At 65.7% G+C, this 23,591-nt stretch carries 27 protein-coding genes; 2 read left to right on the forward strand and 25 right to left on the reverse strand.

Translation table 11 applies throughout. The features are described from left to right. Nucleotides 1-43: 43 nt before the first annotated feature. A complete protein-coding gene (locus tag HZR14_RS06505) occupies nucleotides 44-544 on the forward strand; it encodes a DUF5797 family protein (protein WP_181692058.1) in 501 nt (166 codons plus the stop codon). Nucleotides 545-628: 84 nt separating this feature from the next. On the opposite strand, the gene HZR14_RS06510 is transcribed toward HZR14_RS06505, so the two are convergent. The 22 genes from HZR14_RS06510 to HZR14_RS06615 all read right to left on the reverse strand — a co-directional run bounded on the left by HZR14_RS06510 (nucleotide 629) and on the right by HZR14_RS06615 (nucleotide 20,178). Further along, nucleotides 629-1,663 carry a DUF5787 family protein gene (locus tag HZR14_RS06510; RefSeq protein ID WP_181692059.1) on the reverse strand — a complete coding sequence of 345 codons (1,035 nt, stop codon included), beginning with the start codon at nucleotides 1,661-1,663 and terminating at the stop codon, nucleotides 629-631. A 329-nt stretch (nucleotides 1,664-1,992) separates the two neighbouring features. Further along, nucleotides 1,993-2,799: a nitrilase-related carbon-nitrogen hydrolase gene (locus HZR14_RS06515; RefSeq protein ID WP_181692060.1), complete on the reverse strand. Its 807-nt coding sequence runs from the start codon at nucleotides 2,797-2,799 to the stop codon at nucleotides 1,993-1,995. Continuing rightward, nucleotides 2,796-3,218, reverse strand: a complete 423-nt coding sequence (locus HZR14_RS06520) for an SRPBCC family protein (RefSeq protein ID WP_181692061.1) — start codon at nucleotides 3,216-3,218, stop codon at nucleotides 2,796-2,798. Before HZR14_RS06520 ends, HZR14_RS06515 begins: the two co-directional genes overlap by 4 nt. A 65-nt stretch (nucleotides 3,219-3,283) precedes the next feature. Further along, a complete protein-coding gene (locus HZR14_RS06525; RefSeq protein WP_181692062.1) occupies nucleotides 3,284-3,508 on the reverse strand; it encodes a DUF7123 family protein in 225 nt (74 codons plus the stop codon). A gap of 56 nt (nucleotides 3,509-3,564) precedes the next feature. Then, the gene (locus HZR14_RS06530) at nucleotides 3,565-3,753 is read right to left on the reverse strand and encodes a DUF7525 family protein (RefSeq protein ID WP_181692063.1); all 189 of its coding nucleotides are present in this window, start codon (nucleotides 3,751-3,753) and stop codon (nucleotides 3,565-3,567) included. A 48-nt stretch (nucleotides 3,754-3,801) separates the two neighbouring features. Next, nucleotides 3,802-4,191 carry a DUF6276 family protein gene (locus HZR14_RS06535; protein WP_181692064.1) on the reverse strand — a complete coding sequence of 130 codons (390 nt, stop codon included), beginning with the start codon at nucleotides 4,189-4,191 and terminating at the stop codon, nucleotides 3,802-3,804. Nucleotides 4,192-4,444: 253 nt separating this feature from the next. Continuing rightward, the gene (locus HZR14_RS06540) at nucleotides 4,445-5,137 is read right to left on the reverse strand and encodes a V-type ATP synthase subunit D (protein WP_181692065.1); all 693 of its coding nucleotides are present in this window, start codon (nucleotides 5,135-5,137) and stop codon (nucleotides 4,445-4,447) included. Nucleotides 5,138-5,260: 123 nt separating this feature from the next. Further along, nucleotides 5,261-6,895, reverse strand: a complete 1,635-nt coding sequence (locus tag HZR14_RS06545) for a potassium channel family protein (RefSeq protein WP_181692066.1) — start codon at nucleotides 6,893-6,895, stop codon at nucleotides 5,261-5,263. Nucleotides 6,896-6,984: 89 nt separating this feature from the next. Further along, entirely contained in the window at nucleotides 6,985-8,403 is a 1,419-nt protein-coding gene (locus tag HZR14_RS06550) for an ATP synthase subunit B (RefSeq protein WP_181692067.1), read from the reverse strand. 2 nt (nucleotides 8,404-8,405) lie between these two features. Then, the gene (locus HZR14_RS06555; protein ID WP_181692068.1) at nucleotides 8,406-10,163 is read right to left on the reverse strand and encodes an ATP synthase subunit A; all 1,758 of its coding nucleotides are present in this window, start codon (nucleotides 10,161-10,163) and stop codon (nucleotides 8,406-8,408) included. Nucleotides 10,164-10,165: 2 nt separating this feature from the next. After that, the gene (locus HZR14_RS06560) at nucleotides 10,166-10,486 is read right to left on the reverse strand and encodes a V-type ATP synthase subunit F (protein ID WP_181692069.1); all 321 of its coding nucleotides are present in this window, start codon (nucleotides 10,484-10,486) and stop codon (nucleotides 10,166-10,168) included. Then, nucleotides 10,483-11,541 carry a V-type ATP synthase subunit C gene (locus tag HZR14_RS06565; RefSeq protein ID WP_181692070.1) on the reverse strand — a complete coding sequence of 353 codons (1,059 nt, stop codon included), beginning with the start codon at nucleotides 11,539-11,541 and terminating at the stop codon, nucleotides 10,483-10,485. Before HZR14_RS06565 ends, HZR14_RS06560 begins: the two co-directional genes overlap by 4 nt. Next, entirely contained in the window at nucleotides 11,538-12,116 is a 579-nt protein-coding gene (locus HZR14_RS06570) for a V-type ATP synthase subunit E (RefSeq protein WP_181692071.1), read from the reverse strand. The genes HZR14_RS06565 and HZR14_RS06570 overlap by 4 nt, the downstream gene beginning before the upstream one ends. A gap of 23 nt (nucleotides 12,117-12,139) precedes the next feature. Beyond that, nucleotides 12,140-12,409, reverse strand: a complete 270-nt coding sequence (locus HZR14_RS06575) for a F0F1 ATP synthase subunit C (RefSeq protein ID WP_181692072.1) — start codon at nucleotides 12,407-12,409, stop codon at nucleotides 12,140-12,142. A 160-nt stretch (nucleotides 12,410-12,569) separates the two neighbouring features. Then, nucleotides 12,570-14,726, reverse strand: a complete 2,157-nt coding sequence (locus HZR14_RS06580; RefSeq protein ID WP_181692073.1) for a V-type ATP synthase subunit I — start codon at nucleotides 14,724-14,726, stop codon at nucleotides 12,570-12,572. Nucleotides 14,727-14,766: 40 nt separating this feature from the next. Beyond that, on the reverse strand, nucleotides 14,767-15,105 hold the full coding sequence (ahaH, locus tag HZR14_RS06585) for an ATP synthase archaeal subunit H (RefSeq protein WP_181692074.1): 339 nt from the start codon (nucleotides 15,103-15,105) through the stop codon (nucleotides 14,767-14,769). A 118-nt stretch (nucleotides 15,106-15,223) separates the two neighbouring features. Beyond that, a complete protein-coding gene (locus HZR14_RS06590; protein WP_181692075.1) occupies nucleotides 15,224-15,889 on the reverse strand; it encodes a translation initiation factor IF-6 in 666 nt (221 codons plus the stop codon). 1 nt (nucleotide 15,890) lies between these two features. Further along, entirely contained in the window at nucleotides 15,891-16,163 is a 273-nt protein-coding gene (locus HZR14_RS06595; RefSeq protein WP_181692076.1) for a 50S ribosomal protein L31e, read from the reverse strand. Continuing rightward, complete coding sequence (locus HZR14_RS06600) at nucleotides 16,160-16,312, reverse strand: 50S ribosomal protein L39e (protein WP_181692077.1); 153 nt, start codon at nucleotides 16,310-16,312, stop codon at nucleotides 16,160-16,162. Before HZR14_RS06600 ends, HZR14_RS06595 begins: the two co-directional genes overlap by 4 nt. 377 nt (nucleotides 16,313-16,689) lie before the next feature. Further along, the gene (locus HZR14_RS06605) at nucleotides 16,690-17,100 is read right to left on the reverse strand and encodes a helix-turn-helix domain-containing protein (protein WP_181692078.1); all 411 of its coding nucleotides are present in this window, start codon (nucleotides 17,098-17,100) and stop codon (nucleotides 16,690-16,692) included. A 75-nt stretch (nucleotides 17,101-17,175) separates the two neighbouring features. After that, nucleotides 17,176-17,766: an NAD(P)/FAD-dependent oxidoreductase gene (locus tag HZR14_RS06610; RefSeq protein ID WP_181692079.1), complete on the reverse strand. Its 591-nt coding sequence runs from the start codon at nucleotides 17,764-17,766 to the stop codon at nucleotides 17,176-17,178. Nucleotides 17,767-17,937: 171 nt separating this feature from the next. After that, nucleotides 17,938-20,178 (reverse strand): twin-arginine translocase subunit TatC, encoded by a 2,241-nt coding sequence (locus HZR14_RS06615; protein ID WP_181692080.1) that lies wholly within the window; start codon nucleotides 20,176-20,178, stop codon nucleotides 17,938-17,940. Between the two features lie 135 nt (nucleotides 20,179-20,313). On the opposite strand from HZR14_RS06615, the gene tatC reads away from it, so the two are divergent. Beyond that, a complete protein-coding gene (tatC, locus tag HZR14_RS06620; RefSeq protein WP_181692081.1) occupies nucleotides 20,314-21,087 on the forward strand; it encodes a twin-arginine translocase subunit TatC in 774 nt (257 codons plus the stop codon). A 21-nt stretch (nucleotides 21,088-21,108) separates the two neighbouring features. On the opposite strand, the gene HZR14_RS06625 is transcribed toward tatC, so the two are convergent. Genes HZR14_RS06625 through HZR14_RS06635 form a run of 3 tightly spaced genes read right to left on the reverse strand, consistent with a single transcriptional unit; the run spans nucleotide 21,109 to nucleotide 23,500 of the window. Then, nucleotides 21,109-22,062: a hypothetical protein gene (locus tag HZR14_RS06625; RefSeq protein ID WP_181692082.1), complete on the reverse strand. Its 954-nt coding sequence runs from the start codon at nucleotides 22,060-22,062 to the stop codon at nucleotides 21,109-21,111. Next, nucleotides 22,059-23,126: a glycosyltransferase family 4 protein gene (locus HZR14_RS06630; RefSeq protein ID WP_181692083.1), complete on the reverse strand. Its 1,068-nt coding sequence runs from the start codon at nucleotides 23,124-23,126 to the stop codon at nucleotides 22,059-22,061. Before HZR14_RS06630 ends, HZR14_RS06625 begins: the two co-directional genes overlap by 4 nt. Next, the gene (locus tag HZR14_RS06635) at nucleotides 23,123-23,500 is read right to left on the reverse strand and encodes a 6-pyruvoyl trahydropterin synthase family protein (protein WP_181692084.1); all 378 of its coding nucleotides are present in this window, start codon (nucleotides 23,498-23,500) and stop codon (nucleotides 23,123-23,125) included. The genes HZR14_RS06630 and HZR14_RS06635 overlap by 4 nt, the downstream gene beginning before the upstream one ends. Nucleotides 23,501-23,591: the final 91 nt, after the last annotated feature.

A 23,591-nucleotide genomic window follows, 5' to 3' on the forward strand; every position in this document is an offset into this window, starting at 1 on the left:
GGAGACGACCCTTTTTGTATCCGACCGCGCGTATCGGCACGTAATGACGCTCTCCGAGGAAGCGAGATCCCGCCTGGCGGACGTCGTCACGCTCCAGCCGACGAAAAACAGCGAACTGCAGGACCGATGGGGGCTCGAAAGCGGTAGCGACGTACACACCTACCTCGAATCGGAGCTAAAACAGTACTACTACCGCGACGAGAACAGTCTGATCCGGGCGACGCCCGAGGCGGCCGATCTCGTCGGGATCGAACTCGACGACGACGTCGTCCAGGTGCCGCCGCTGCAGGGCGAGATCGTCGACACGCTCGCCGGTCCCGACGAGGACCCACAGAGCGTCGTGTCGACGTTACACGACCTCCGAGAGCGTGGCGTCGAGGCGGACGTCGATTCGGTCCGCTCGGCGCTCCGCAGCCTGGCCGACAAGGGTATCGTCGAGATCGTCCGAAAGACCGTGCCGACGTTTCGGCTCGCTCTCGATCGGGCGTCCATCGAGGTCGAGGTCCTCGAGGGACCGGGGGAGGAGACGTCCCGGAGCCAGTAGGGCGGTTTGGCCGCCCCCTGGCGGGGACGGCCAGCAGCAAGCCGCCGATCGTCGGTCCCTCGAACCACTTGACCCCGAGGCGGTTCACGGGTCCCTGCCGCGTCGGCGACGACGTTTCCGATCGAGGAGCCGTTTCGTCGCCCGTCCCGGGCCGCCCTCGATCGGCCAGCCGCCGGTACGCCAGGCCGGGGGCTCCGGCTCGAAGGACGGACACGATCCCGAACACTCCGCGGCGGTCTGTGGGCGGCCTTTCGCCGCGCACCGCGGAAACGGCCCGCTCGGATCCTCGAGGTCGAAGTATCGGCAGTCGGGCCGCATCGTCCCCGCGTAGGAGCGCCAGCCGCGCTCGTACGCCCGTTCGGCTATCTCGGTGCGTTTTCGGCGTTTCCACTCGGGATCGGCGTACTCGAAACGGGCGGCCGAAGCGTCCTCGGACCCGCCCGAGGGCCGATCGAGGATCCGGGTCCCCGGATCGGTGACGGTCAGCGTTCGGGGCTGCCAGACCGGCTCACACGAGTACGCTCCCGACGCCGTCGAAACCGCCAGAATGCCGACTTCGACCGGCATCGCCTCCAACAGCGCGGGTTCGACGCCGCCGTCCGACGCCTCCGTCGCCAGCCATACTTCGTCCGCGAGCCCGAGCGCTACGTCGTGTTCCAGTTGCTCGCCGAGCCGTCTCGCCGCCGCCGCGTTCAGGTCCGGTTTGTTCTCGATCGCGACGACCCGATCGACCCACGCCGGGTAGCGGTATCGCCGTCTGATCTCGATGCGGTTTCCGTCCCGGCGCGTCTCGATGATTCCCCGGTCGTCGGCCTCGTGGATCGCCTCCCGGACGTATCGCCAGGGATAGCCGGGGTCCGGGAGACACTCGCGGTAGTACGTCCACGACGCCGGCGCGTGCCGGACGAGAGACAACAGATCCGACCCCAGACGCGTCTCGCCGAACGGTGCCCGCTCCGTGAGCCCGCCCGACGTGGGCTCGATGACGATCGTATCCCAGCGCCGGCGTGTGGTTCCGAGCTGTCTGGCGACGACGGGATCCGTTCCGCCGGCCACGCCGGGTGGCCAGTTTCTCTCGGCCCACGCACACACCCGTAACTCGAAGCCGAACTCCTTCACGGTCGACGTCGGTGGGCGTTGGACCTAAACGGTTCGCTCGCGAGGCGTAGAACCGAAGACGGAACGGGACGGGAGTGGATGCGTCGGGCACCGGGCGGACCCGACGCGGGCGGACGTGCGAGGCGGGCGTCGGAGCGTTCTTGCCGTCACGACGAGAAAAGCGTCGTTCGGGCATTCACGGGTACGCCGCGATCACGTATAAACCCTCGTGTACCGGGGCGGACCGTGCCCACGCCGGAGGACGCCCTCATACGAATCGCCGTACCGATGGAGCGGTCACCGCCGGAACGGTAGGGCGGTGGCCGCCACCCAGACGACAACGGTCCGTATCACCGGCGGTCGTCGAGCGCCGGGAACTCCTCGCGGACCTCGGTGACGCGTTCGGGCGGGCAGTTGGCCTGGACGACCGTCGCCCCCTCGTCGGAGGCGGCGACCGGGGTTCCCCACGGATCGTAGACCGTCGAGCGACCCACGAGGTCGGCCGTCTCGAACGACCCGGACCCGTTGACCGCGCCGACGTACAGCAGGTTCTCGACGGCCCGTGCGCGCGGCAGGAGCCGCCAGTGTTCGACACGGGGGTAAGGCCAGGCGCTCGGGACGAGCACCATCGTCGTCCCCGACTCGACCAGCCGACGGTACAGCTCCGGAAACCGGAGGTCATAACAGGTGGTGACGGCAACGGTGTGTCCCCCCAGTTCGGCCGTCGGGAGCCGCTCACCGGGGACGAGCAGTTCGGCCTCCGCGGAGTCGTAGCCGAACAGGTGACGTTTCCGGTATACCAGCCGCCGGTCACCGTCGCTATCGAACAGCACGGCGGTATTCGAGAGGCCCGCCGTCGCCGGAACGGACTCGCCCGCGGCGGCGGAGGCGGCGAGGTCCTCGACGACCGTCCCGGCGAGGACCGCGACGTCGTGTTCGACCGCGGCCGCCCGGATCCGTCGGTGGGTCTCACCGCCGATCGGCTCCGCGAGGCGTTCGTAGGCGTCGAACGCGAAGTACCCGGCGTTGAAGATCTCCGGCAACGCAACGCAGTCTGCCCCCTCGGCCGCGGCCGACTCGATCGCCCCGACCGCCCGCCGGACGTTTCGGTCCCGCTTGGCCGGTTCGATCCCGACCTGTGCGAGCGCGAGGTTCATGTGTCGGTTCGCTCGCGGACGGTCGTCTCGAGGCTGGTCAGTTCGTCGTCGAGCTTCCGCTTGAAGTAGGTCTCGACCCCCGGAAGCCGGCCCTCGACCCGAAACCGGTTCGTGACTCTGGTCCCGGCCTCTGTCGGCTCCAGGACGTGTTCGCCCTGGACGTTCATCGCCCTCGATCGCCCGACGAACCGGACGTAGGCCGGTTCGTCCACCTCGACGTCCTCGGTTTCGACCTCGATCGTCCGATTAATCCTCGGGATCGGAAGCGAGACGTGCCAGATCGCGGTCCGGTCGCCGGTCGTCTCGAAGTCGGTAACGACGCTTATCGATCGGGCCCGGGTCTCGGGATCCGAGATGACGTCCCACACGGTTTCGGGGGACGCCGGGATGTCGAATACGCGTTCAATGCGGGCGGTCATACGTTTCGATTGGGAGGTACGAACATAATAACAGGCGTTCCGGTCGCGGCCGGCCGACCGATAGCTTATTCCGGGGTGACACGCCACGTGGTCGAGCGGGCCCGGGACCACTTTTCGATGTCGACGTCCTCGGAGTGCTCGGCCAGCCGCGGAAGCCGAGTACCGACCTGCTTGGCCGTCAGATCGATCGCATCGGCGATGTGCTTCGAACGGAGGTACTGTTCGCCGCTCTTGGCGCGCTCTCGGAGGTACGCGAGGATGCGCTCGTCTTCGTCGCTCAGTTCGCCCATACCTGAGGCTATGGCGGCGAACGATTTAAGACCGTTCCTTCCGGATCCCCCGTCGGCTACGCGTACGCCTGGTAGGCGGCGACCGAGAGCCCTCCGGCGGCCATCGCCAGGGCGAAGGCCCCGCCTGCGGCGAGTTGGTTCCCGGTGAACCCGAACACTGCGAGTCCGACCGCGCCGAGCATAGCGACGATGGCGAAAAGCACCGGAAAGCCGACACCTTTGTCAGTCGAATCAGCGGTCTCCATATCGAACCGTACGGCAGGACGATTATAAATCCCGCCGATCCGGGCGGCTCACCCGAGCAACTGTTCGAGTTGGTGGCGACGCCGGTCGATGTCGAAGGAGGGATCGACGCCGCCTTGGACGTGAAGCCGATCGAGGAGCAACAGGGGGTCCGCGCCCGCGGCCTCCGCCGCCGGGATCAACTCCTGCAACGCGCGCCGGTGTAACGCCAGCGAATCGAGGAGTCCGATCGCGATGGCGAGAGGAACCGCCGCCTCGGCGTCGGTCGGGAAGGCACTGGAGATCAGATCGAAGCGCGGTTCCGGGGGCGCGTCGGTCCCGGAAAGCGTGAGACACTCCGGACACAGCGCCGCGCGCTCGGACTCCTCGGGGACGTGAGGGCGATACTCGGGGGAAACCTCGAAGACGACTGCTCGGGCACCGCAGTTCGGACACTCCATACGGGACCTAACCGGTCCGGAACGTATGAACGGGACGAAACGCCGACGAGAACGGAATCAAACGCCGACGGAAACAAAAACGAAACGCCGACGAGAACGGAATCAAACGCCGACGGAAACAAAAACGAAACGCCGACGAGAACGGAATCAAACGCCGACGAGAACGGGACGGCCGGGACCGCGTTCAGCCGTCGGCCGGGACCGCGTTCAGCCGTCGGCCGGGACCGCGTTCAGCCGTCGGCCGGGACCGCGTTCAGCCGTCGGCCGGGACCGTCTCGACCTCGGCCTCGGCGGCCTCTTGGGCGTTCTCGGCCGCTTCGTCTTCTTCTTTTTTCGCTTTGATTTTCTTCATCCGGAAGATCTCCTCACGCTCTTGCTCTTCGAGTTTCTGTTCGATGTACTCTTGGGCTCCGTGTAGTTCGGGAAGGAGTTTGAACTCGAGGGCATTGACCCGGCGTTTCGTCTTCTCGATCTCGTCGAGCATCTTTTTCATCGCCGTCTCGACCTCGGCGGCGAGGATGATCGTCTCGAGCAACTGCTCGTAGGCGTCGGCGGCCTCGTCGATGCGTGCCGACGTGCCGACGAGTCCGTAGCCGCGTTGATCCAGCGACTTTTTGACCTTCGTCGATTCGATCTGGGGGACGACCACGCCCATGATGTTCTTCGATTGACTCGTGATCTCGGGATGTTCTTTCAGCGCGGCGGCGGCCCCGCGGACGGCGACGTCACCCTCCATCGCCCGCGCCATGTTGATGTTTCGCTGGGCACGCTCGTAGTTGTCGTCCAGATCCGACCGGACGTCCTGGGCCTGATCGAGGATGTCCATGAACTCCATGATGAGGCCGTCGCGCTTCTTTTCGAGGGTATCGTGGCCCCGCTCGGAGAGCTCGATGCGGTCCTCGATCGCCATCAGGTTCTTCCGAGTCGGTTTGACGTCCTTGCTCATTCTTGGCGGGGATTACACCTCTATCGGGTTAATGTTTTCCAACGAACGCCCCTCCGGGAGGCATACGACGTTCGTACTTCCGTCGGTCCCCTCCGCTTTCGCCACTGTGGGCTGTCTCCCCGGTCACGTGAACTGCCGTTCGAACGCGCGGACGTCGTCGTCGGTACCGACGATCACGAGTTCGTCGTCGTCGTCGATCACCGTCTCCGGGTGGACGTTCGTGATGACGTCGGAGTCCCGACGGATGGCGATGACGGTACAGCCCGTCTCCTCCCGGATGTTCGCCTCGCGGATGGTTTGTCCGACCGCACCCGGCGCGCTCGTCCGCATGACCTCCACTTGCTGATTCACCGAGAGTACGTCGCGATCCTCCAGGAGGTACGACGCGGACATCCGCCCGGCGACCGTCGCCAGCGACAACACGTAGTCGGCACCGGCGCGGTACGTCTTCGAGACGTTCGAGTTCTCCTCGACCCGGGTGATGATCTCCGTGTCGGGAGCCAGATCCCGGATCACGAGGGTGGCGAACTCCGTCGTGGTGTCGTCGGGCAACGCGAGGACGACCGTCCGCGCGTCCTCTATGCCGGCCGCGACGAGCGTCTCCGTCTGGGTCGCATCGCCGACGAGGTCGACACCGTCGATGTCGACCTGGTCGACGACCGTATACGGGATGTCGGCGTCCGCGAGTTCGGTCGCGACGGTCCGTCCGACCGCCCCATATCCGACGACCACGGTCTCGCCGGCTCCGAACTGCCGGACCGGGGAGTGGCTCATCTCGACGAGCCGTTCGAGTTGGGCCGGACGGCCCGAGACGAGCAGCACGGTCCCGCCCGTGAGTGTCGCGTCGGGGGCGGGGGAGGCGTCGAAGCGGCCGGCGAACCAGACGCCGATGACGTTGACGCCCGAGCGCTGGCGGATCTCGCTGTCGGCCAGCGTCGTCCCGGCCAACGTGCTTCCGTGGCGGATCGACACCTCCGCGAGTTCTAAGTCCTCGTCGATCTCGACGGCCTCCCCGATCTCCGAGCGCAGCGCCGTCGTGACCTTCTGGGCGAGGCTCTCGCCGAGCAGCTGTCGCGGCGAGAGGGCGTAGTCGGCACCGGCCAACCGGTGGTACTTCGCCCGATCCGGATCCTCGACGACGCTGACGACCGGCACGTCCTCGGCGAGTTCCTTCGCGGCGAGGACGATGCTCGCATCGACCTGATCGGAGACGTCCGCGAACAACGCCCGTGCGGCCGACAGCCGGGCGGCATCCAGCCCGTCCATCGATTCGGGGTCCGCACAGATCACCCGGTGGTCCGCCTCGTACAGCGTGTCCGCCCGCTCGCGGTCGGGTTCGACGATCACGTACGGGACGCCGTTGGAGTCGAGTTCCTCGATCAGGGCTTCGGCCCGCGTCGTGTACGAACAGATCACGACGTGGTCGTCGAGTGCCGCCTCCAGTCGCGACGGTGCCGTCGTCGAGAGCGCGTTCTCCAAAAGCGGCCCCACGAACACCGGGAGCGCGCCGACGAGCACCGCCATCCCGAGCAGGTCCGTTATCGTGATGAACGCCTGCATCTCGGCGCTCTCCCAGGGCGCGTCCCCGCCGAAGCCGGTCGTCGTGAACATCTCGACGGCGAACTGCAACGAATCGAGAAACGTCTGGGGCCGCCCCTCGTGTACCCGCATTCCCCACTGGTACCCGACCGCGGTCACGACGAGCGCCACGACCACGAAGAACAGGTATCCGGCGGCGCGGCGTTTCCATCCGTCCATACTCGAAGGAAACGTCTGCTCTGAATAAAACGTTCGTCACGCCGCCGTGTGCGGTCGAGAAAAATACCGGATCGGCCGCCCGAGCGGGATCAGTCCGCGGTCTGGGCGACTTCTTCGCTCTCGTCTTCGACGTAGTACTCCTCGATGAGGTCCTCGTCGATCCGGTTGAGTGCCTCCTTGGGCAGCCCGCTCAGCAGTTCCCACCCGATATCGAGCGTCTCGTCGACGCTCCGGTTCGTGTCGTGGCCCTGCTGGACGAACTCCTCCTCGAAGGCGTCCGCGAAGTCGAGATACTTGTTGTCGAGTTCGGAGAGCGCCTCGCGGCCGACGATGTTCACCAGGTCACGGAGGTCCTCGCCCTCCGCGTAGGCCGCGTACGCCTGATCGGACACGTCGGCGTGGTCCTCGCGGGTAAAGCCCTCGCCGATCCCGTCGTCCATCAGCCGCGAGAGGCTCGGCAGGACGTTGACCGGCGGCTCGATGCCCTGGCTGTTGAGGTCCCGATCGATGTAGATCTGGCCCTCCGTGATGTAGCCCGTCAGGTCCGGGATCGGGTGCGTATCGTCGTCGCCCGGCATTGTGAGGATCGGGATCTGCGTGACGGATCCCTCCCGGCCCTCGATCCGGCCGGCACGCTCGTACAGCTGTGCGAGGTCGGTGTACATGTAACCGGGATAGCCACGCCGACCCGGAACCTCCTCTCGGGCGGCACCGATCTCACGCAGCGCCTCGCAGTAGTTGGTCATGTCGGTGAGGATGACCAGCACGTGGTAATCCTCCTCGAAGGCGAGGTACTCGGCGGTCGTCAGCGCCATCCGCGGCGTGACCGTCCGCTCGACGGCGGGATCGTCCGCGAGGTTCATGAAGACGACCGAGCGTTCGAGCGCGCCGGTGCGCTCGAAGTCGTCCATGAACTCGTTGGCCTCCTCTTGAGTAATGCCCATCGCGCCGAAGATGACGGCGAACTCGGAGCCCTCCTCGCCCTCTTGTTCTTCCTCGGGCACCGAGGCCTGTCGGGCGATCTGGAGCGCCAGATCGTTGTGCGGAAGCCCCGATCCCGAGAAGATCGGGAGCTTCTGACCGCGGATCAGGGTGTTCATGCCATCGATGGCGGAGACGCCGGTCTGGATGAACTCCTGGGGATACTCGCGGGCGGTCGGGTTGATCGCCGCGCCGACGATCTCGCGTTCCTCGTCGGGTTCGATCTCGGGGCCGCCGTCGATCGGCTCGCCCGATCCCGAGAGGACGCGTCCGAGCAACTCCTCCGTCAGCGGCATCTGCAGCGTCTCGCCGAGGAACCGGACCGACGAGTCGCGGTCGATGCCAGAGGTTCCCTCGAACACCTGGATCGCGACGAACTCCGAGGTCGATTCGAGCACCTGTCCGCGGCGAACGTCGCCGTTCGGTGTCTCGATTTCGACCATCTCGTCGTAGCCGACCGGCTCGTCGATGTCGGCGAACACCAGCGGGCCGCTGATCTCCGTTATAGTTTTGTATTCTTTTTGCATGATCAGTAGCGCTCCCGGAGCTGTTCTGCGACGTCGTCTTTCAGCTCCTCAATATACGCTTCGTAGTCCTCCTGCGTGTTCATCCGGTTGAGCCGCGGGATGGCCTCGACGTCGACGATCTCCTCGACGGGGACGCCGGCTTCGAGCGCCTCGAAGGCCTCCTCGTTGAAGTGCTGGATGGCCGTCAGCATCAGGTAGGTCTTTTCGGGCTCACAGTAGGTATCCACGTCGTGGAAGGCGTTCTGCTGGAGCCATCCCTCGCGGATGTAGCGGGCGACCTCGAGGGTCAACTGCTGGTCGTCCGGCAGGGCGTCCTTGCCGACGAGCTGGACGATCTCTTGGAGTTCGCTCTCCTCGTCGAGGACGTCGACGGCCCACTGTCGTACCTCGGGGTACTCCTCGTCGACGTTCTCGCGCCACCACGGGTCGAGTTGCTCCGTGTACAGCGAGTAGGACTCGTTCCAGTTGATCGACGGGAAGTGCCGCCGTTCGGCCAGGTCCGCATCGAGCGCCCAGAAGCATTTGACGATACGCAGCGTGTTCTGGGTCACCGGCTCCGAGAAGTCCCCGCCGGGCGGCGAGACGGCCCCGATCGCCGAGATCGAGCCCTCGCTGCCGTTGAGGTTCTGGAACTTGCCGGCACGCTCGTAGAACTCCGAGAGGCGGGCCGCCAGGTACGCCGGGTAGCCCTCCTCGCCGGGCATCTCCTCGAGCCGCGAGGAGATCTCGCGCATGGCCTCGGCCCACCGCGAGGTGGAGTCGGCCATGAGCGCCACGTCGTAGCCCATATCGCGGTAGTACTCGGCGATCGTGATCCCCGTGTACACGCAGGATTCACGCGCCGCGACCGGCATGTTGGACGTATTCGCGATGAGACACGTCCGGGACATGAGCGGCTTACCGGTCTTGGGGTCCTCCAGTTCGGGGAAGTCCTCGATGACCTCGGTCATCTCGTTGCCGCGCTCGCCACAGCCGACGTAGACGACGATGTCCGCGTCGGCCCACTTGGCGAGTTGGTGTTGGGTGACCGTCTTCCCGGAGCCGAACGGGCCCGGAATGGCGGCCGTCCCGCCCTTCGCGATCGGGAAGAGGCCGTCGAGAATACGCTGCCCGGAGATCAGCGGCGTCGTCGGCGTCTCTTTTTCCACCGTCGGACGCGGCTCGCGGACGGGCCACTCCTGGCGCATCGCGATCTCCTCGCCGTTTTCGAGTTCGACGACCGCTTCGTCGACGGTGAACGACCCCGACTCGACGGCGGCGACCGCGCCGCCCTCGTAGCCCGGCGGCACCAACACCTTGTGGTCGATGCTCTCGGTTTCGGGGACGATCCCGACGACGTCGCCGGGCGTGACCTCGTCTCCGACCTCGACGTCGGGGTTGAACTCCCAGGTCTTCTCCAGGTCGATGCCGGGGGCGTCGACCCCGCGATCGAGGAACGCACCCATCTTTTCTTCGAGGACGTCCAGCGGCCGCTGGACGCCGTCGTAGATACTGTCCAACATGCCCGGGCCGAGATCGACCGAGAGCGGCTCGCCCGTGTTCTCGACGGGTTCGCCGGGGGCGACGTCGGAGGTCTCCTCGTACACCTGGATGGTGGTTATGTTTCCTTCTATCTCGATGACCTCGCCCATCAGCCCTTCCTCGCCGACGTAGACGACGTCGTTCATCCGGGCACCGAGATCGGTCGCGGTCACGACCGGACCGCTGACGCTCTCGATCACGCCCTCGTCTGTGGTTTCGCTTGCAGTTGCTTGACTCATGATTACTCCTCCATCAGGTCGATGCCGATGGCGCGTTTGATCTGCTCGCGCAGATTGCCCGAACCGGTCCCGCCACCCAGCGTGACGACGACTGGTTCGACACTCGTTTCGACTCGCTGTCGAACTGTACGTGAGAGGTACTCGATGTCCTCGTCGTGCATGACGACGATTCCGACACCCGCATCATCCAACACCGACGTGACGGCGTCGTCGAGTCGCTCCGCTCGTTCGCCGTCCTGGACGTTCTCGAACCGTCGAACGCCCGCGAGACGGAAGCCGGCCGTGAAATCGGGACTGCCGACGACGGCGATTTCTTGGCTCATTGTATCAACTCCTCTTCGATCTCTTCGACGGAGAGACCCGCCTCCCGACCCCGGGCGATCGCCCGGATGTTCTCGATTTCGCGTTCCTTCGCGAGGATATACGAGAGCACCGGACAGATCGACAGCGGATGCCGGTTCGAGAGTTTCTCGGAGTACTCGAGCAACGCCGTATTCAGCGCGTGCTCGAAGCCGATGAGGCTCTCCGCGGACTCGAGTTCGTCCAGCGCCTCCGAGAGGTCACCGCCGTAGGTGCTCTCTCTGATCGCGGTCACCAGCTCGTCGGTGTTCGAGGCGAGCTGTCGAAGCTCCTCGCCGTCGAAGAGCCGGCCGCCCTCGATGAAGTACTCCTCCGGGCTGATTTCCGCGCCGCTTCGGGCGATCCGCAGCCCGTTTCGGAGGTTCCGGAAGTCGATCTCCGCCTCGAGGAACTCCCGGTACAGCGCGGTCGGCGCGTCCGGTTCCGGCTGCCCGATGTCGTCGAGCAGGTGACCGAAGAACGCCCGGTCGACCGCGTTTTCGAGCGGTACGAGCACGTCGGAGCTCTCGAAGTCCTCGTAGGCGTCCTCGAGCGGCTCGCCGAAGATCGTCCCCGACAGCGTCTCGACCGCGTCCTCGACGCTCGTCGCGTCGACCAGCCGATCGAGCGTCCGCTCGGAGAACTCCCCCGTCCGGATCAGGTCGTCTTCGATCTCCTCGCGGCCGGCGTCCGTGTAGATGCCGCGGATAACCGTCTTGACGTTCCAGGCGTCGAACTTCCGGAGGTAGTTCGCGACGTACTCATAGAGCGATCCGTCAGCCCACGTCAACAGGTCATCGAAGTGTTTCGAGAGGTTCCGGTTCAGCGCGTACTCGACGAGGTCGACGCCCGTGTGCCGGCTCCCGAGGGCGTTCATCTCGGTTTCGTACTCCGAGTCCTCCATGAAACGGGCGATTTCGCCCGGACCCATCCGGACCATCTTCCGGTAGTCGTCGGCATCGAACAGCTTCGCCCGCCGAGATCGAACCCTCGCCGTGACGTATTCGTAGTTCGAACTCCCTTCGGTGTTGACGCTCATTCTTCGAAGAGGCGCGCGCTGATTTCGCGCAGGTTCTCCTCCCAGACGTCGCCGAGGACGGAGTCGAACGTGTTGTTCACTCGGACGCGGGAGTCGTCGGACTCGACGACCACGCCTCCGAGACAGTCGATCGGCTCGCCGACCTCGAAGCCGTCGTAGTCGGCGACGATCGATGCCAACAGCTCCCCGTCGTCCTCGTTGCCGCGGACGCGGACCGATTCCGCGTCGAACTCCTCGCTTGCGGCGTCCAGAAGCGACCGGGTCAGCGTCTCACGCTCCTCGCCGCTGATGTCGGCGATCTGTGCTTCGACGTCGTCGCGGACCTCCTCGAGAACCTCACGACGCGCTTCGAGACGGGCCTGTTTCGCCTCGAGTTTCGCGCTCGAAAGCTTCTGTTCGCGTTCCTGTTCGATCGTCCGCTCGACCTCACGCTCGGCCTCGGAACGGATATCCTCGGCCTCGTGTTCGGCCTCGGAGACGATCTCATCGGCACGCTCTTCCCCCGTCTCGCGTATCTCTTCTGCACGCGCGCGGGCTTCGTCTCGGATGTCCTCTACGACCGTATCAAGGCTCATTGTTTGGAAAAATCCCGTGTGGTTTAGACCACGAAGACGACGACCAGCGCCAGGATAACGAGCGTCTCCGGCAGGACTGTCAGGATCAGCCCTCGACCGAAGAGGTCTTCGTTTTCGGCCATCGCGCCGACGGCCGCGGCGCCGATGCCACGTTCCGCATATCCCGCACCGAACGCGGCGAGGCCGACCGCAAGCGCCGCGGCAGCGGCGGGCTCGATAGCGGGGCCACCCGCTTCGACGCCGTTCTGGAGTACCGGTGCAACACTGCTGGCGACAGTAGCAAGTTCAAACATGGTTTGTGTTCCGTTGGTGTGGATTAACTGCTATCCGAACAGTCGGTTATGTTCGTACAGAGTTCATAAAACTTCCCAAACGCCGTCAGTAGCAGCCTCGGGGAGGGGTCGTGGGTCGCAAGGCTCTGTGGGGGCGAAAAAAACGCGACCGCGGTCGAGATCAGTCCTCGGTGGTGAAGCGCCGCTCGTGGCCGAACGGCTCGTAGGGCTTTCCGCCGCCCTCGTAGAACTTCCCGAAGAACTCCACGTACTCGAGACGGATTCCCTGAAGCCCGGCGCTCGTGACGCCAAGCGCGAGCACGAGCAGGTGGCCGATCACGAGGACGAGCACGCCGACGAGCGCGGCGGCGACGCCGCCGTGGACCAGTCCGGGGGACATGATCTCGACGACCTCGTGGCCGTGGAACATCACGCCGGATTCGGCGGGCATTTCGGTGATACCGAAGTGCCAGGCGTCGACCGTCTCGCCGCCGTGGCTCTCCTCGGTGACGTAGACGCCGAAGACGAGCAGGTTGACCACGAACGCCATCCCCGCCTTCGCGAGCAACACGGCCGCGAGTCGGGTATACGAGAGCACGTTCACGAGGACGTTGAGGAACTCGACCCCCTCGACGGGATCACCGACGACGAGCAAGACGAGTCCGACGGCGAAGAGCCCGAGGCCGACGAGACCGACCGTAGTGGGGAGTCCCGCGAAGCCGAGCGAGAACGGATGGCCGGCGAAGACCGCGCTGTCGGCCGAGACGAGCAGGTCGGGTGCGGCTCCGCTCGGCGGCGCGTCCGCGAACACCCATGCCCAGAAGCCGAACAGCATCAACAGCCACGATCCGCTTTCGGTCATCGCGTCGCCGATGCCGTGTGAGAGGTTCTGATAGAAGTCGATGGCCCACCCGATCGCGAGGTGGATCACACCGACGAACAGGCTCACGACGAGCCATCCGAGCGCGTACGCGCCGTGTTCGGGCGTGAGCCCCTTGTGGATCGGCGGGGAGCCGCCCCAGACGATCTCGCCGAGCTGGTGGAGACCGAACACCTCACCGTACAGGACCCCGAAGATCGCGGTGAAGATCCCCGCGGCGATGCCGACGCCGCCGAGCGACCGGATGCCCGGCGAGTCGAAACGCCGCATCAGGACGTATCCGAGCGCGACGTACAGGATCCCGTAGCCCAGATCCCCGATCATGAACCCGAAGAAGGCCGGGAAGGTCAAAAACAGGATGAGCGTCGGGTCGATTTCCGTGTACTTCGGCCGGTTGATGACGCCGACGAGCATCTCGAATGGTTTCGCGATCGCCGGGCTGTTCTGTACGACCGGGGGTTTTCCGCCGCTCATCGCGTGGCCGCCGTCGGCGACCACTTCGTCCTCGGCGTGTCCGTCGGAGCCGTGCCCCCGGTCGGGGTCGTCGAGTTCCGCGGGCTCGTGTGCGTGCCCCTCCTCGTAGGAGGCCCGTTCGAGTTCCTCGACTTCGACGTGATCGCCGACGCGCTCTTCGAGGGCGGCGGCGAGTTCCTCGACCCGTTCGGTCGGGATCCACCCCTCGGAGACGAAGGCGTTCTCGGTCGTCGCGAACGTCAGCGGCGCTTCCCGCTTTTGCACCTCGACCGAGAGCTTCTCCTCCGCGGCGAGCAGAAAGCCCGAGACCTCGTGTCTGAGGTCTTCGAGTTGGCTTTCGACCGTCCCGAGGTTCGATTCGAGCTGCCCGCGGCGGTGGCTCAGATCCTCGATGTACCCCTCCGGGCTCGTGGCGTCGCCGCCGTCGCCGAGGTCCGGGATCTCGTACTCGGTGAACGCCGACCCGACGAGGGCGTCCTCGAGGTCGACGTCGGGGTAGACGAAGACGGCGAGGTAGTCGCCGTCCGCGTACAGTTCGTACCCCTCGACCGCGTCGGCATCCTCGAGCGCCGATTCGATCTCCACGCTGTCGCCCTCGCCGACCGCCACGGTCAGCGAATCGTAGCCCGAAAGCAAATCGAGATCGATCCCCAGGGCGGCGAACGGGCGTGCGGCGTCGACTTTCTCGTCGATCTCCCGTATTTCGGCTCGAAGCTCCGAGCGCTGGTCGTCGAGTTCGTTGACGCGTGTCCGGACGTCTTCGAGTTCGGATTCGAGTTCCTCGTCGTCGATGATCCGGGCCCGGCCCGCGTCCTCCTCGGTGACGCCGAGGGTGCTTTCGAGCGCGCGGACGGTAACGAGTTTGCTCGCGGCGTCCTCTGCGCCCTCGATCGGGTCGCCAGGGGAGAACCCCTCCCAGGTGCCGTCGTAGTCGGTGACGTGGACCAGGTTCAACTCGTGGACGGCCTCGATGGCGTCGTCCATCACGCGTTTGGATCCCGTTACCGAGACCCGGCTCATCCGTTTAGGTCTGAGACTGGACATTCACCGCCTCCGTGAACAGATCGACCGTGTACTCGACGGCTTTCTCGCGGTTCTCCGCGGCGTGCGCCTCGAGGCGTTCGCGCTCCGATTCGCCCTCGGCGAGGATCTCTTCGCGTTCCTCGTCGATCTCTTCGTGTGCTTCCTCGAGGCGCTCTTCTTTGAGCGCTTTCGCCTCCTCTCGGGCATTTTCCCGGATGCGGTCGGCCTCCTCTCGTGCCTCGGCAATGCGCTCTTCGCGCTCGGCTTCAGCCTCGGCGACGATGTCGTCGGCCTCATCCTCGGCCCCCTTGATTCGGTCAAGAACCTCTGGCCTGGCCATAATTATATCAAATGTCGCTTCGGAAAGCGGCTATTTGGTAGTTGCGGAACGGATCCGGTGGCTTCGAGAACAAAATGCCGACAAACGCAGCCGACGACCCGTCGGCGTTCCTGGACGCCTACTCGATGTATCCGAGCGCGTCCTCGATGCGGCCCAGTTCGGGGCCGGTCGTCTCATCGCCCGCGACGTAGCCGTTGGCGTTGGCGATTAGCCCCGAGCCGACGAGGGGGCCGCCGTAATTTATCGTCCCGATGTCGGCGTAGACGCCGAAGAGGTCCTCCAAGAAATCGAGCGTCTCGTCGGTCGTCTTCGGGTGACAGAGGACACCGTCGTCCGTCACGACGGCCGCGGTTCCGACCGTTCGAACGTCCGCGATCGCCCCGCGCTCGACCGGAACGTCGAGGGTATCGGCCACCGCGCGCACGGCGTTTCGGGGGAGATCGGGGTGGACGTACGCCCCGTGGTCGTTCGCGAGAACGACGTTGCCGGCGGCGTTGATCCGGCCGGGGAGTTCCCCGACCGGGAGCCCCGTCTCGCCCTCGATCCGGTCGCGTTCGCGGTCGGTGACGCGTTCGCTGACGAGCAGTCCGTTCCCGTTGCCGACCGCCAACGCGCCGACGGTACCCGAGCCGGCGACGGTCGTCGGTACGGCCGGCACGTCGAGTTCGGCCTCGAACTCGGAGCGAAGCGACTCCTCGATGTCCGGACGGACGAGCAAACACTCGTCGGTCGCACGCCCGAAGACGCCAACGTAGGCGGATCCGGAGATCGCCGCGCGGAGCACGTTATGCGGTCTCTGCTTCGACGACGGCCTCGCCCTCTTCCTCGAAGCGGGCCGCCCGAACACGAAGCTTTCGCGGCGGTTTCGATCGGCCGCGCTCCCAGACGGTCTCGTTGATCGAGGGGTCCAGCCGAACCGACTCCTCCTCGACGTTGAAGTGCTGTGCGAGGTGTGAGCGGACGAGACTCATCGCTTTGTCCGCGCGGTCGGTGTTCGAGCCGGCGAGGACATCCCGGAGCGGGATGGTCATGACGCGCTCGTCGAATTCAGCGCTCATTCGTCCGTGTCACTCCGACGCCAGTTTCGGCGCTTGTGGTTGCGCAGCGTGTCGCGGTCGGTCTTCATAATGACCCACGCGGGGACGCGGCTGTTCTGTCGCTCCAGTTTCGCCAGCCGCTTTTTTTTGGCCTTCGACTTCTTGCTCATAGTAGAGGTCCCTTCCGTCGCAGTGTTTAAATTCTTGTTCCTTTGGGTACGAAACGCCGAGCGATAGCGAGGGGACTCGAAGCGACGAGGGCCACCGGCGGAACGACCGCCCGACCGCCTCCGAGGGACGCCGACCGGGCGAAAACGTCCGTTTGAGCCGATTCCACAGCCGGTTTGAGCCGATTCCACAGCCGGTTTGGGTGGCCGGGTGTATCGTGGCGGATATAGTATATTGTACTTGGAACACAATATAAGCGGCCGGCGTGGCTATCGAATCCCCGCGATAGCGGCTGTGAGTACGGTCCGGCGGGGCCACAGCGGTCGACCCGTACATCCGAATCCTCGCGATAGCGGGTCTATGACGGCCCACGACGGCATCAGTTCTCGGCCGATTCGGCCTGCGGCCCCTCGAGCGTCTCCTCGTACTTCTCGCGGAACTCCCCGATCAGTTGGCCCATCTTGGCGTACCAGTCGTTGAGCATCCGTTGCATGTCGTCGGCGATCTCGTCGGGGTCGGTCGGCCGGAAAACGTGGTAGTAGCCGCCCTGGTCGTAGTTGACCTGATCCTTTTGTACGAACCCGCTCTGGAGGAGTCGCTGCACCGATCGGTAGGCGGTCGACCGTTCGCGATCGACCTCCTCGGCGATCTGGTCGACGGTGAGCGGCTCCGAGCGCTCTGTCAACACCCGGAAGATCTCCTTGTCGAGCCCCTTCAGCCCGTGGATGCACTCGAGGAGGCCCTCACACTGCATGTCCTGTTTGAGATATTCGCTCATTGCGTCCGCCATATCTACCGTCGATAGCCGCCGGACACTGATAAATGTTTGTGCAGCTGGCACAATATTGCCGGAGTCTGTGACACGCTACTCCTCGGACATCGACGCAAAGACCGCGTCGGCGTCGGCGGGCACATCGAAGTCGTGGAAGTGTTCGCCCTTCTCCTTCGAGAGGACGTTCAACGCGGCCGCGGCACCGTCGCCGGCCGAGATAATCGCCTGCCACTCCTCGTTTCGTACCATCGCGCCCGTCGCATAGGCGTCCTCGACGCTCGTCTCCATCGTGACGTCGACGTCGACGAGGTCGCCGTCGAACGCGCAGCCGAGTGACTCGGCGAGATCCCGGTTCGCCCCCGTTGCCAACACGACGTAGCGCCCGGCGTACGGTCCGTCCTCGGTCTCGGCGAGAAACCCCTCATCGGTCCGGCTCACGTCGGTTACGTCCGCCCCGACGCGGTCGACGCCGAAGCTATCGGTCTGTGATCTGGCGGTCTCCATGAACGCCGACCCATCGACCGATCCGACGCCGAGGTAATTGAAGAGATGCGCTTTGTGCATCCAGGTCTCGTCGGTATCGAAACAGACGGTCTCCAGACCGTTTTTTTGGGCGAAGAGCGCGGCGCTCAGGCCGGCGGGCCCGCCGCCCACGACGAGTACGTCCGTGTCAGTTTCTTTCATACCATCCGGGGTTCACGTCCGATCGACAAAAGTACCCGGTTACCCCGGTGTCACCCCGTTACCGCCCGACCCCCTCCGTCACCCCGTTACCGCCCGACCCCCTCCGTCAGCGCCGTCGGCCCGGACCGGCCACTCGATAACGTGGGGGGCACCCGACCGTACGATCCCCGCTCAGTCGGCCGGTTCGGGGGCATCGGCCACCCGTCGGCCGCCGAGCGTGTAGAGCCAAAGCGAGCCGAGACCGAGTCCGTAGGCGGCGATGACCGGCAGCCCGAGCAAGAACATCGTGAAGATGCCGCGCGGCGAGAAAAACGCCCCCACGGCGAGGACGGCGATGGCGAACTCCCGCCACCGCGACCGGAAGATTCGATACGGGATGATCCGACCGCGGTGAAACAGTATCATCGTGACGGGCACCATCACCAGGATACCGATGCCGACGGTGAGGAAGAAGATCATCCAGCCGTAGTTGCTGATCCGGTAGGCGATCACCATCTCGGCGCGGAGGACGTCCGAGGCCAGCCACGAGATGGCCGCCGGCGCGACGTATATGAATCCGAGCAGGCTTCCGACCGCCATCGTGGTCACCAGGCTGCCGCCCCACACGAGGAGGACGCGCCGATCACCGCGGGCGATACCACGCTGTTTCAGCGCCGGCCACGCGTAGTACAGAAGCAACGGCAGGGTCGCGACGGCCCCGAAAATCACGGACACCTTGATCATGAAAATGAGCGCCTCGACCGGGTGCAGCGTGACGATCGAGACCTGCTCGGCCGCGAACTGGGAGGGCATCCCGCTGACGAACTGCTCGTGAAGCATCCCGATCCCGCCCCGATACAGCGCGAAGAAGGTGCCGGCCATCACGACCGCGAACAGCCCGACGAGCCGGAACGACTTCGACGTGATGCTGTCGAGAACGAACGTGATGTCGTAGGCGTAGCCGCCGATGTCGTCCTCGTCGACGTCGTCCTCGCTGAAGACGTCGAGCGCGTCCGCGCTCCGGGCGGTGAGGGTTCGACCGCCTCCGGCGTCGCGTTCGGCCGTTCCGGTGGATTCAGCCGTTCCGGCGGGTTCGGCCGTTCCGGCGGCGGTCCCCGCCCCCGCGGCACGCTCGATCCCGTCGGGCCGTTTGGCTTCCGTCCCGGCCGCCGCCTCGGCCTCGGCCTCGGCCGCGTCGAACCGATCGAGGATCGCCTGTGCGCGGTCGGGATCGTCCTCTTCCATCGCGGCTCCCGCGAGGCTGACCGCCCGCTCTTCGTCCATTCCGGCGAAGACCGCCTCGGGAGCCGCCCGGATGCCCTCGAGATCGAGGGCGGCGACGTCGATCTCGTCGGGATCAGCGCCGACGAAGTCGGGCTCCGGTTCCTCGAGGCCGTCGTAGACGAAGTAGGCGAACCCGACCAGGGCGAACGCGAGCCCGTAGACCGATCCGATCGCCGCGATATACGCCGTCCCGGCGATCCCGTAGCCCGCTCCGGGGGCCAAAAACCGGTACCGCGAATCGATAGCGACGAGCACGTCGTTGACGGCGACGTACCCGCCGTACGTATAGAAGGCGTAGATCAGGCCGAGGCCGACGGCGAAAAGTCCCAACAGGACGTTCCAGCGCTCGCGCGCCGTCCCCCGGGCGTCGATCGAACCCCGGGAGCGCTTGGTGGTGACGACGATCTTCGAGAGATACAGCGACACGCCGTAGAGCACCACGAGGGGCACGGCCCACATGATCTGCGTGAAGGGATCCGGCGGCGAAAACAGCGCACCGAACCCGAAGATGGCGACGACGGCGTGCTTCCATTTGTCACGGAACGTCTCGTAGGGGAGGATCTCGGTGTACGAGAGCGTGCTCATAAACAGCGGAAGCTGCGCCGCCAGCCCAAACGACAGCGACAAGAGGAAGATGAACTGCGCCCACATCGAGATGGAGTAGGTGGGCTGAAAGCCCGCGCCGACGGCGTTGTCGGCGAGGAAGGCGAACATGATCGGGAAGAAGAGGTGGTATGCGTACGCGATGCCGCCGAGGAAAAGTCCCGCGCTGACGAGGCCGAACCCGGCCCCCTTCCAGCGCGGCAGGTTCCTCGGCCATCGGCCGCGCTTTTTCAGCGAGTCGCGAGCGAAGTAAGCGAGCGCCGGCAGCATGATGATGACCCCCGAGATCAGCCCGATCTTCGCCTGCAGGAGGATGACCTCGAAGGGGGTGATGGCGACGACGACGATGTCGGGATGGGCGTTCAGATCCTGTTTGAGGATGTCCCAGACGTAGAGCCGCAGTACGGTGAATATCCCGAGAAAGCCGACCAAGAAGACGATGAACACCTTCTGGAGATGTTTCTGGGCGGCTCGAAGCAAGACACCGAGCTGTGCGCGGCCCTGCGAAACCGTCCGGGCGACATCGTCGTCTACGGCGCTAGACACGGTAGAAGGTATTTGGCTCGCGGTTATCAACCTTTTCCGTTCAGTCGGCACGCGAGGCCGCGTCCGTCACCTCGTGAACACCCTCCGGTCGGCCGAGAGAGAAAGCTTACAAACGCCGAGACCCGAACGACGCCAATGGCAGAGACCGCCGACGGGAGCTACGATGCCGACGACGGGATCGTCGGTGAGGGACCCGAAAGCGACGAAGAAATGCCGCTCGCGGACCACATCGAGGAGATGGTCTATCGGCTCGGGGTCGTCCTCGTCGTCATCGCGATCGTTTCCGGTGTCGTCTTTCCCTTCGGCGAACGCATCATCAACTTCCTGTGGTACTCCGTGCTGCCGGGTGGCGACATCGCTCGCCCGCGGGTGTATCACCCCCTCGGGCTCATCCTCTCGCGGCTGAAGGTCGCGACGCTTGCGGGGTTCGTCATCGGACTCCCGGTTTTCGTCTACCAGACGTATCTGTTCATGCGTCCGGGACTTTTCCCACAGGAGCGCCGGTACTACCTCGCGTCCGTGCCGGCGAGTCTCGTGTTGGGCGTCTTCGGCGTGCTCTTTGCGTACTTTCTCATCCTGCCCGCGATCTTCACGTACTTCTTGACGTACTCACAGGACGCCGCGGTCATCGCCTTCGGCCTGATCGAGACGTTCGATCTCATCGTGTTGATGATGGGGCTTTTCGCCGCGGTCTTCCAGATCCCGCTTTTCGTCATGCTCGCGATCATGATGGGGCTGACTACCCGTGCGTGGCTGGCCGCGAAGCGGCTGTACTTTTGGGGTGCGTTCCTCGGGATCGCGTTCCTCTTCAGCCCGGATCCGACCGGGATGGCCCCGATACTGGTCGCCGGGACGATGATCGGGCTCTTCGAGGCGACGCTCTTGGTGTTGCGGTGGGTCCGCCGGTAGCCGTATCGAAGCCGACCCCGTCTACGCCGGCTCCTCGGCACCGACGCGGCCCAGCACGTCGAGTTGGTGGGTCATATACACCAGCACGCGGTCGTCGAGCTGTTCGCGGCGTTGACGCATCCACCCGCCGAGGTCGTCCGCGAACGCGTCGTCCGTCACCTCGTCGACGGCCGACCCGACGGTATCGAGGATACATCGGAGGAAGTAGGCCTCGTCGGCGGGGTAGGTGCCGTCGACCGGGCGGACGATCCAGTCCGAACCGGCCACACCGAGCAGGCGCACGTCGCCCCGCCGCCGGAGTCGGTCAAGGACGGCACCGCCGGCCCGACTGTTGCCCCCCGGCTTGGCGTCCATGTGGTCGTGGTAGCGACGTTCGACCGCCCGGTCCATCGGGTGGTTCGGCCGGAACCGGGTCGCCCCATCGAAGACGATCGGGAAATAACAGAGTCCGCCGGGGGCGAGCGCGCCGAGCAGCGGCTCCAGCCCGTCCAACCCGAGGACGTCGAGCAGCGCCGCGCCGACGAGGAGGTCGAACCCCCCCGCCGTCCGGTCCGCGTAGGAGACGGCTTCCGCGGCGACCGGATCGACCTCGAGACGCCGTTCCGCGGATTCGAGCGTGATCGTCGCGGCGTCGAGATCCGGATCTGACGTGGGGGCGACGGACGCCGATCCGGACAGCGAAACGGGCCGGTCCGCCGCCCACGTCCGAAGATACGGCGCCACGCCGGCGACGGTGTCGGCGTCGACGTCGACGGCGGTATATTCGATCTCGCCCGGGGGGAGCACGTTCCAGCCGAGACAACGAGTGAGCATCGTTCCGATGCCCGCACCGACCTCGAGGACGCGGAGGGGCCCGTCCGTAGCCTCGGCCCGATCAGCCAGCCGCCCGCGGAGCGTTTCGAGGAGGCGTCGATCGAGCGCCCGGTCGTCGACGGTGCGTTTCGCCCGGAGGTACCGCTGGAACGCCCCCTTCATGCCGTCACCCCGTCCTCGGAAACGGTCGCGCCGAGGAGCCGGCGGACGCGCGCCGTCGTCTCCGTCCAGTCCGGGTGGCGCTCGTATCGCCGCCTGGCCGCCCGCCCCATCTCGGCGATCCGGCCGGGATCCGCCGCAAACCGCGTTATCGCCGCCGCGATCGCCCCGGGATCGTCCGGATCCACGAGCACGCCGTTCTCGCCGTCGGTGACGGTCTCTCTCGCCCCGCCGGCCCGGGAGGCGAGTGCCGGGAGGCCGAAACTCATCCCCTCCAGGTACGCGATGCCGAACCCCTCATACCGGGACGGAACCGCGAGGAGGTGGGCCGATCGGAGCGTCGCCGCCAGTTCCGTATCGGATAGTTCGCCGGCCATCCGGACCCGTTTTTCGAGGCCGTTCCGCCGGACGCAACGCCGGACGGCAGCGACGTACCCATCGTCGACCGGCCGGCCGACGACGATCAGCTCGGCCTCGGATTCGGCGGCGGCCAGCCCCTCGACGAGCGTCCGTAACCCCTTCCGTGGCGTGACGTTCCCGACGAAGACGACCCGTAAGGGTCGTTTCCGTGCTCGCCGATCGATGGCCTCCGCTCCGATCGTGGGATCGAAGCGGTCTCCGGCCGGCGGCGCGACGGCGGTCCGCTCCGGATCGACACCGAGATCGGTGACGACGTCGCGGGTGACTGCACTGTTACATACCACGCCGTCGACGGTGTCCAGATACCGGCGCTCGATGGCCCGATACAGCGGCGAGAGCCGGCGTGATTCGCTCGCACGCAGGTGGTGAACGATACTGACGATCGGGTACGGCAGGTGTCGGTTCGTCCGGACCAACGACGGATGGGCGAGTTCGTCCTGCAGCATGACGTCGACGTCGATCCGGAGCCGGTCCCGGAGCCGACGGGAGGCGTTGTCGAGCAGCCCCCGACCGTAGTCCCGCCAGGGGAGTTCGACGAGGTCGACGGTGTCGCCGGCCCGCCGGAGTCCCTCCACGAGCTTTCGGTCGTACCGGAACCCCCCCGAACGCCCGTCGATGTCGCCGTACAGCGTCAGTCCGATCTTCATACGGAGGCATCGTAGGTAGCGGCGGCGACGTCGTCCTCCCAGACGGTCACGGCCAGTTCGGTCACGGTATCGTCGGTCACGGTATCGGTCACGCGCTCGAAGACGATGCGTGCGAACCGTTCGATACTCGGGTTCCGTCCCTCGAACCCGGGCATGTCGTTGAGCAGCACATCGCGGTAGCGGTCGGCCAAGGCGGCGAGCGCCGCGTCGGCGTCGTCGATATCTACGAGATAGTCGTACTCGTTCAACGCCGGCCCGCGAAAGGTCAACTCCACCTCGAAATGGTGAGAGTGTGGCTCCCCCTCGGGTCCCGGATTCGGGACGGTGAGATAATGCTGTGCGACGAAGTCCGTCAGCACCGTCGTCGAATACATGTCCCCGACAACGAGCGGGAGGCACCTAAATCCGGAGGCCGGTAGCGGAGCCGAGGTGACAGACTGCCGCGGGAGCCGGATCCGCCCCCGT

The sequence above is a fragment of the Natronomonas salinimetallica genome (assembly GCF_013839515.1).
GTDB lineage: Archaea > Halobacteriota > Halobacteria > Halobacteriales > Haloarculaceae > Natronomonas.

Excerpts from the sequence above, each read along its gene's own strand:
- HZR14_RS06505 (WP_181692058.1), top strand. The coding sequence starts at position 44 with ATGACGCTCTCCGAGGAAGCGAGATCCCGCCTGGCGGACGTCGTCACG.
- HZR14_RS06580 (WP_181692073.1), bottom strand. The coding sequence starts at position 14,726 with ATGGACGACGCCATCGAGGCCGTCCACGAGTTGAACCTGGTCCACGTC.
- HZR14_RS06530 (WP_181692063.1), bottom strand. The coding sequence starts at position 3,753 with ATGGAGACCGCTGATTCGACTGACAAAGGTGTCGGCTTTCCGGTGCTT.
- HZR14_RS06535 (WP_181692064.1), bottom strand. The coding sequence starts at position 4,191 with ATGGAGTGTCCGAACTGCGGTGCCCGAGCAGTCGTCTTCGAGGTTTCC.
- HZR14_RS06525 (WP_181692062.1), bottom strand. The coding sequence starts at position 3,508 with ATGGGCGAACTGAGCGACGAAGACGAGCGCATCCTCGCGTACCTCCGA.
- HZR14_RS06570 (WP_181692071.1), bottom strand. The coding sequence starts at position 12,116 with ATGAGCCTTGATACGGTCGTAGAGGACATCCGAGACGAAGCCCGCGCG.
- HZR14_RS06630 (WP_181692083.1), bottom strand. The coding sequence starts at position 23,126 with ATGAAGATCGGACTGACGCTGTACGGCGACATCGACGGGCGTTCGGGG.
- HZR14_RS06520 (WP_181692061.1), bottom strand. The coding sequence starts at position 3,218 with ATGACCGCCCGCATTGAACGCGTATTCGACATCCCGGCGTCCCCCGAA.
- HZR14_RS06595 (WP_181692076.1), bottom strand. The coding sequence starts at position 16,163 with ATGAGCGCTGAATTCGACGAGCGCGTCATGACCATCCCGCTCCGGGAT.
- HZR14_RS06575 (WP_181692072.1), bottom strand. The coding sequence starts at position 12,409 with ATGTTTGAACTTGCTACTGTCGCCAGCAGTGTTGCACCGGTACTCCAG.
- HZR14_RS06555 (WP_181692068.1), bottom strand. The coding sequence starts at position 10,163 with ATGAGTCAAGCAACTGCAAGCGAAACCACAGACGAGGGCGTGATCGAG.
- HZR14_RS06545 (WP_181692066.1), bottom strand. The coding sequence starts at position 6,895 with ATGGACGGATGGAAACGCCGCGCCGCCGGATACCTGTTCTTCGTGGTC.
- HZR14_RS06540 (WP_181692065.1), bottom strand. The coding sequence starts at position 5,137 with ATGAGCAAGGACGTCAAACCGACTCGGAAGAACCTGATGGCGATCGAG.
- HZR14_RS06600 (WP_181692077.1), bottom strand. The coding sequence starts at position 16,312 with ATGAGCAAGAAGTCGAAGGCCAAAAAAAAGCGGCTGGCGAAACTGGAG.
- HZR14_RS06635 (WP_181692084.1), bottom strand. The coding sequence starts at position 23,500 with ATGTATTCGACGACGGTGCTGACGGACTTCGTCGCACAGCATTATCTC.
- HZR14_RS06565 (WP_181692070.1), bottom strand. The coding sequence starts at position 11,541 with ATGAGCGTCAACACCGAAGGGAGTTCGAACTACGAATACGTCACGGCG.
- HZR14_RS06550 (WP_181692067.1), bottom strand. The coding sequence starts at position 8,403 with ATGCAAAAAGAATACAAAACTATAACGGAGATCAGCGGCCCGCTGGTG.
- tatC (WP_181692081.1), top strand. The coding sequence starts at position 20,314 with ATGGCAGAGACCGCCGACGGGAGCTACGATGCCGACGACGGGATCGTC.
- HZR14_RS06605 (WP_181692078.1), bottom strand. The coding sequence starts at position 17,100 with ATGGCGGACGCAATGAGCGAATATCTCAAACAGGACATGCAGTGTGAG.
- HZR14_RS06560 (WP_181692069.1), bottom strand. The coding sequence starts at position 10,486 with ATGAGCCAAGAAATCGCCGTCGTCGGCAGTCCCGATTTCACGGCCGGC.
- HZR14_RS06610 (WP_181692079.1), bottom strand. The coding sequence starts at position 17,766 with ATGAAAGAAACTGACACGGACGTACTCGTCGTGGGCGGCGGGCCCGCC.
- HZR14_RS06515 (WP_181692060.1), bottom strand. The coding sequence starts at position 2,799 with ATGAACCTCGCGCTCGCACAGGTCGGGATCGAACCGGCCAAGCGGGAC.
- HZR14_RS06625 (WP_181692082.1), bottom strand. The coding sequence starts at position 22,062 with ATGAAGGGGGCGTTCCAGCGGTACCTCCGGGCGAAACGCACCGTCGAC.
- ahaH (WP_181692074.1), bottom strand. The coding sequence starts at position 15,105 with ATGGCCAGGCCAGAGGTTCTTGACCGAATCAAGGGGGCCGAGGATGAG.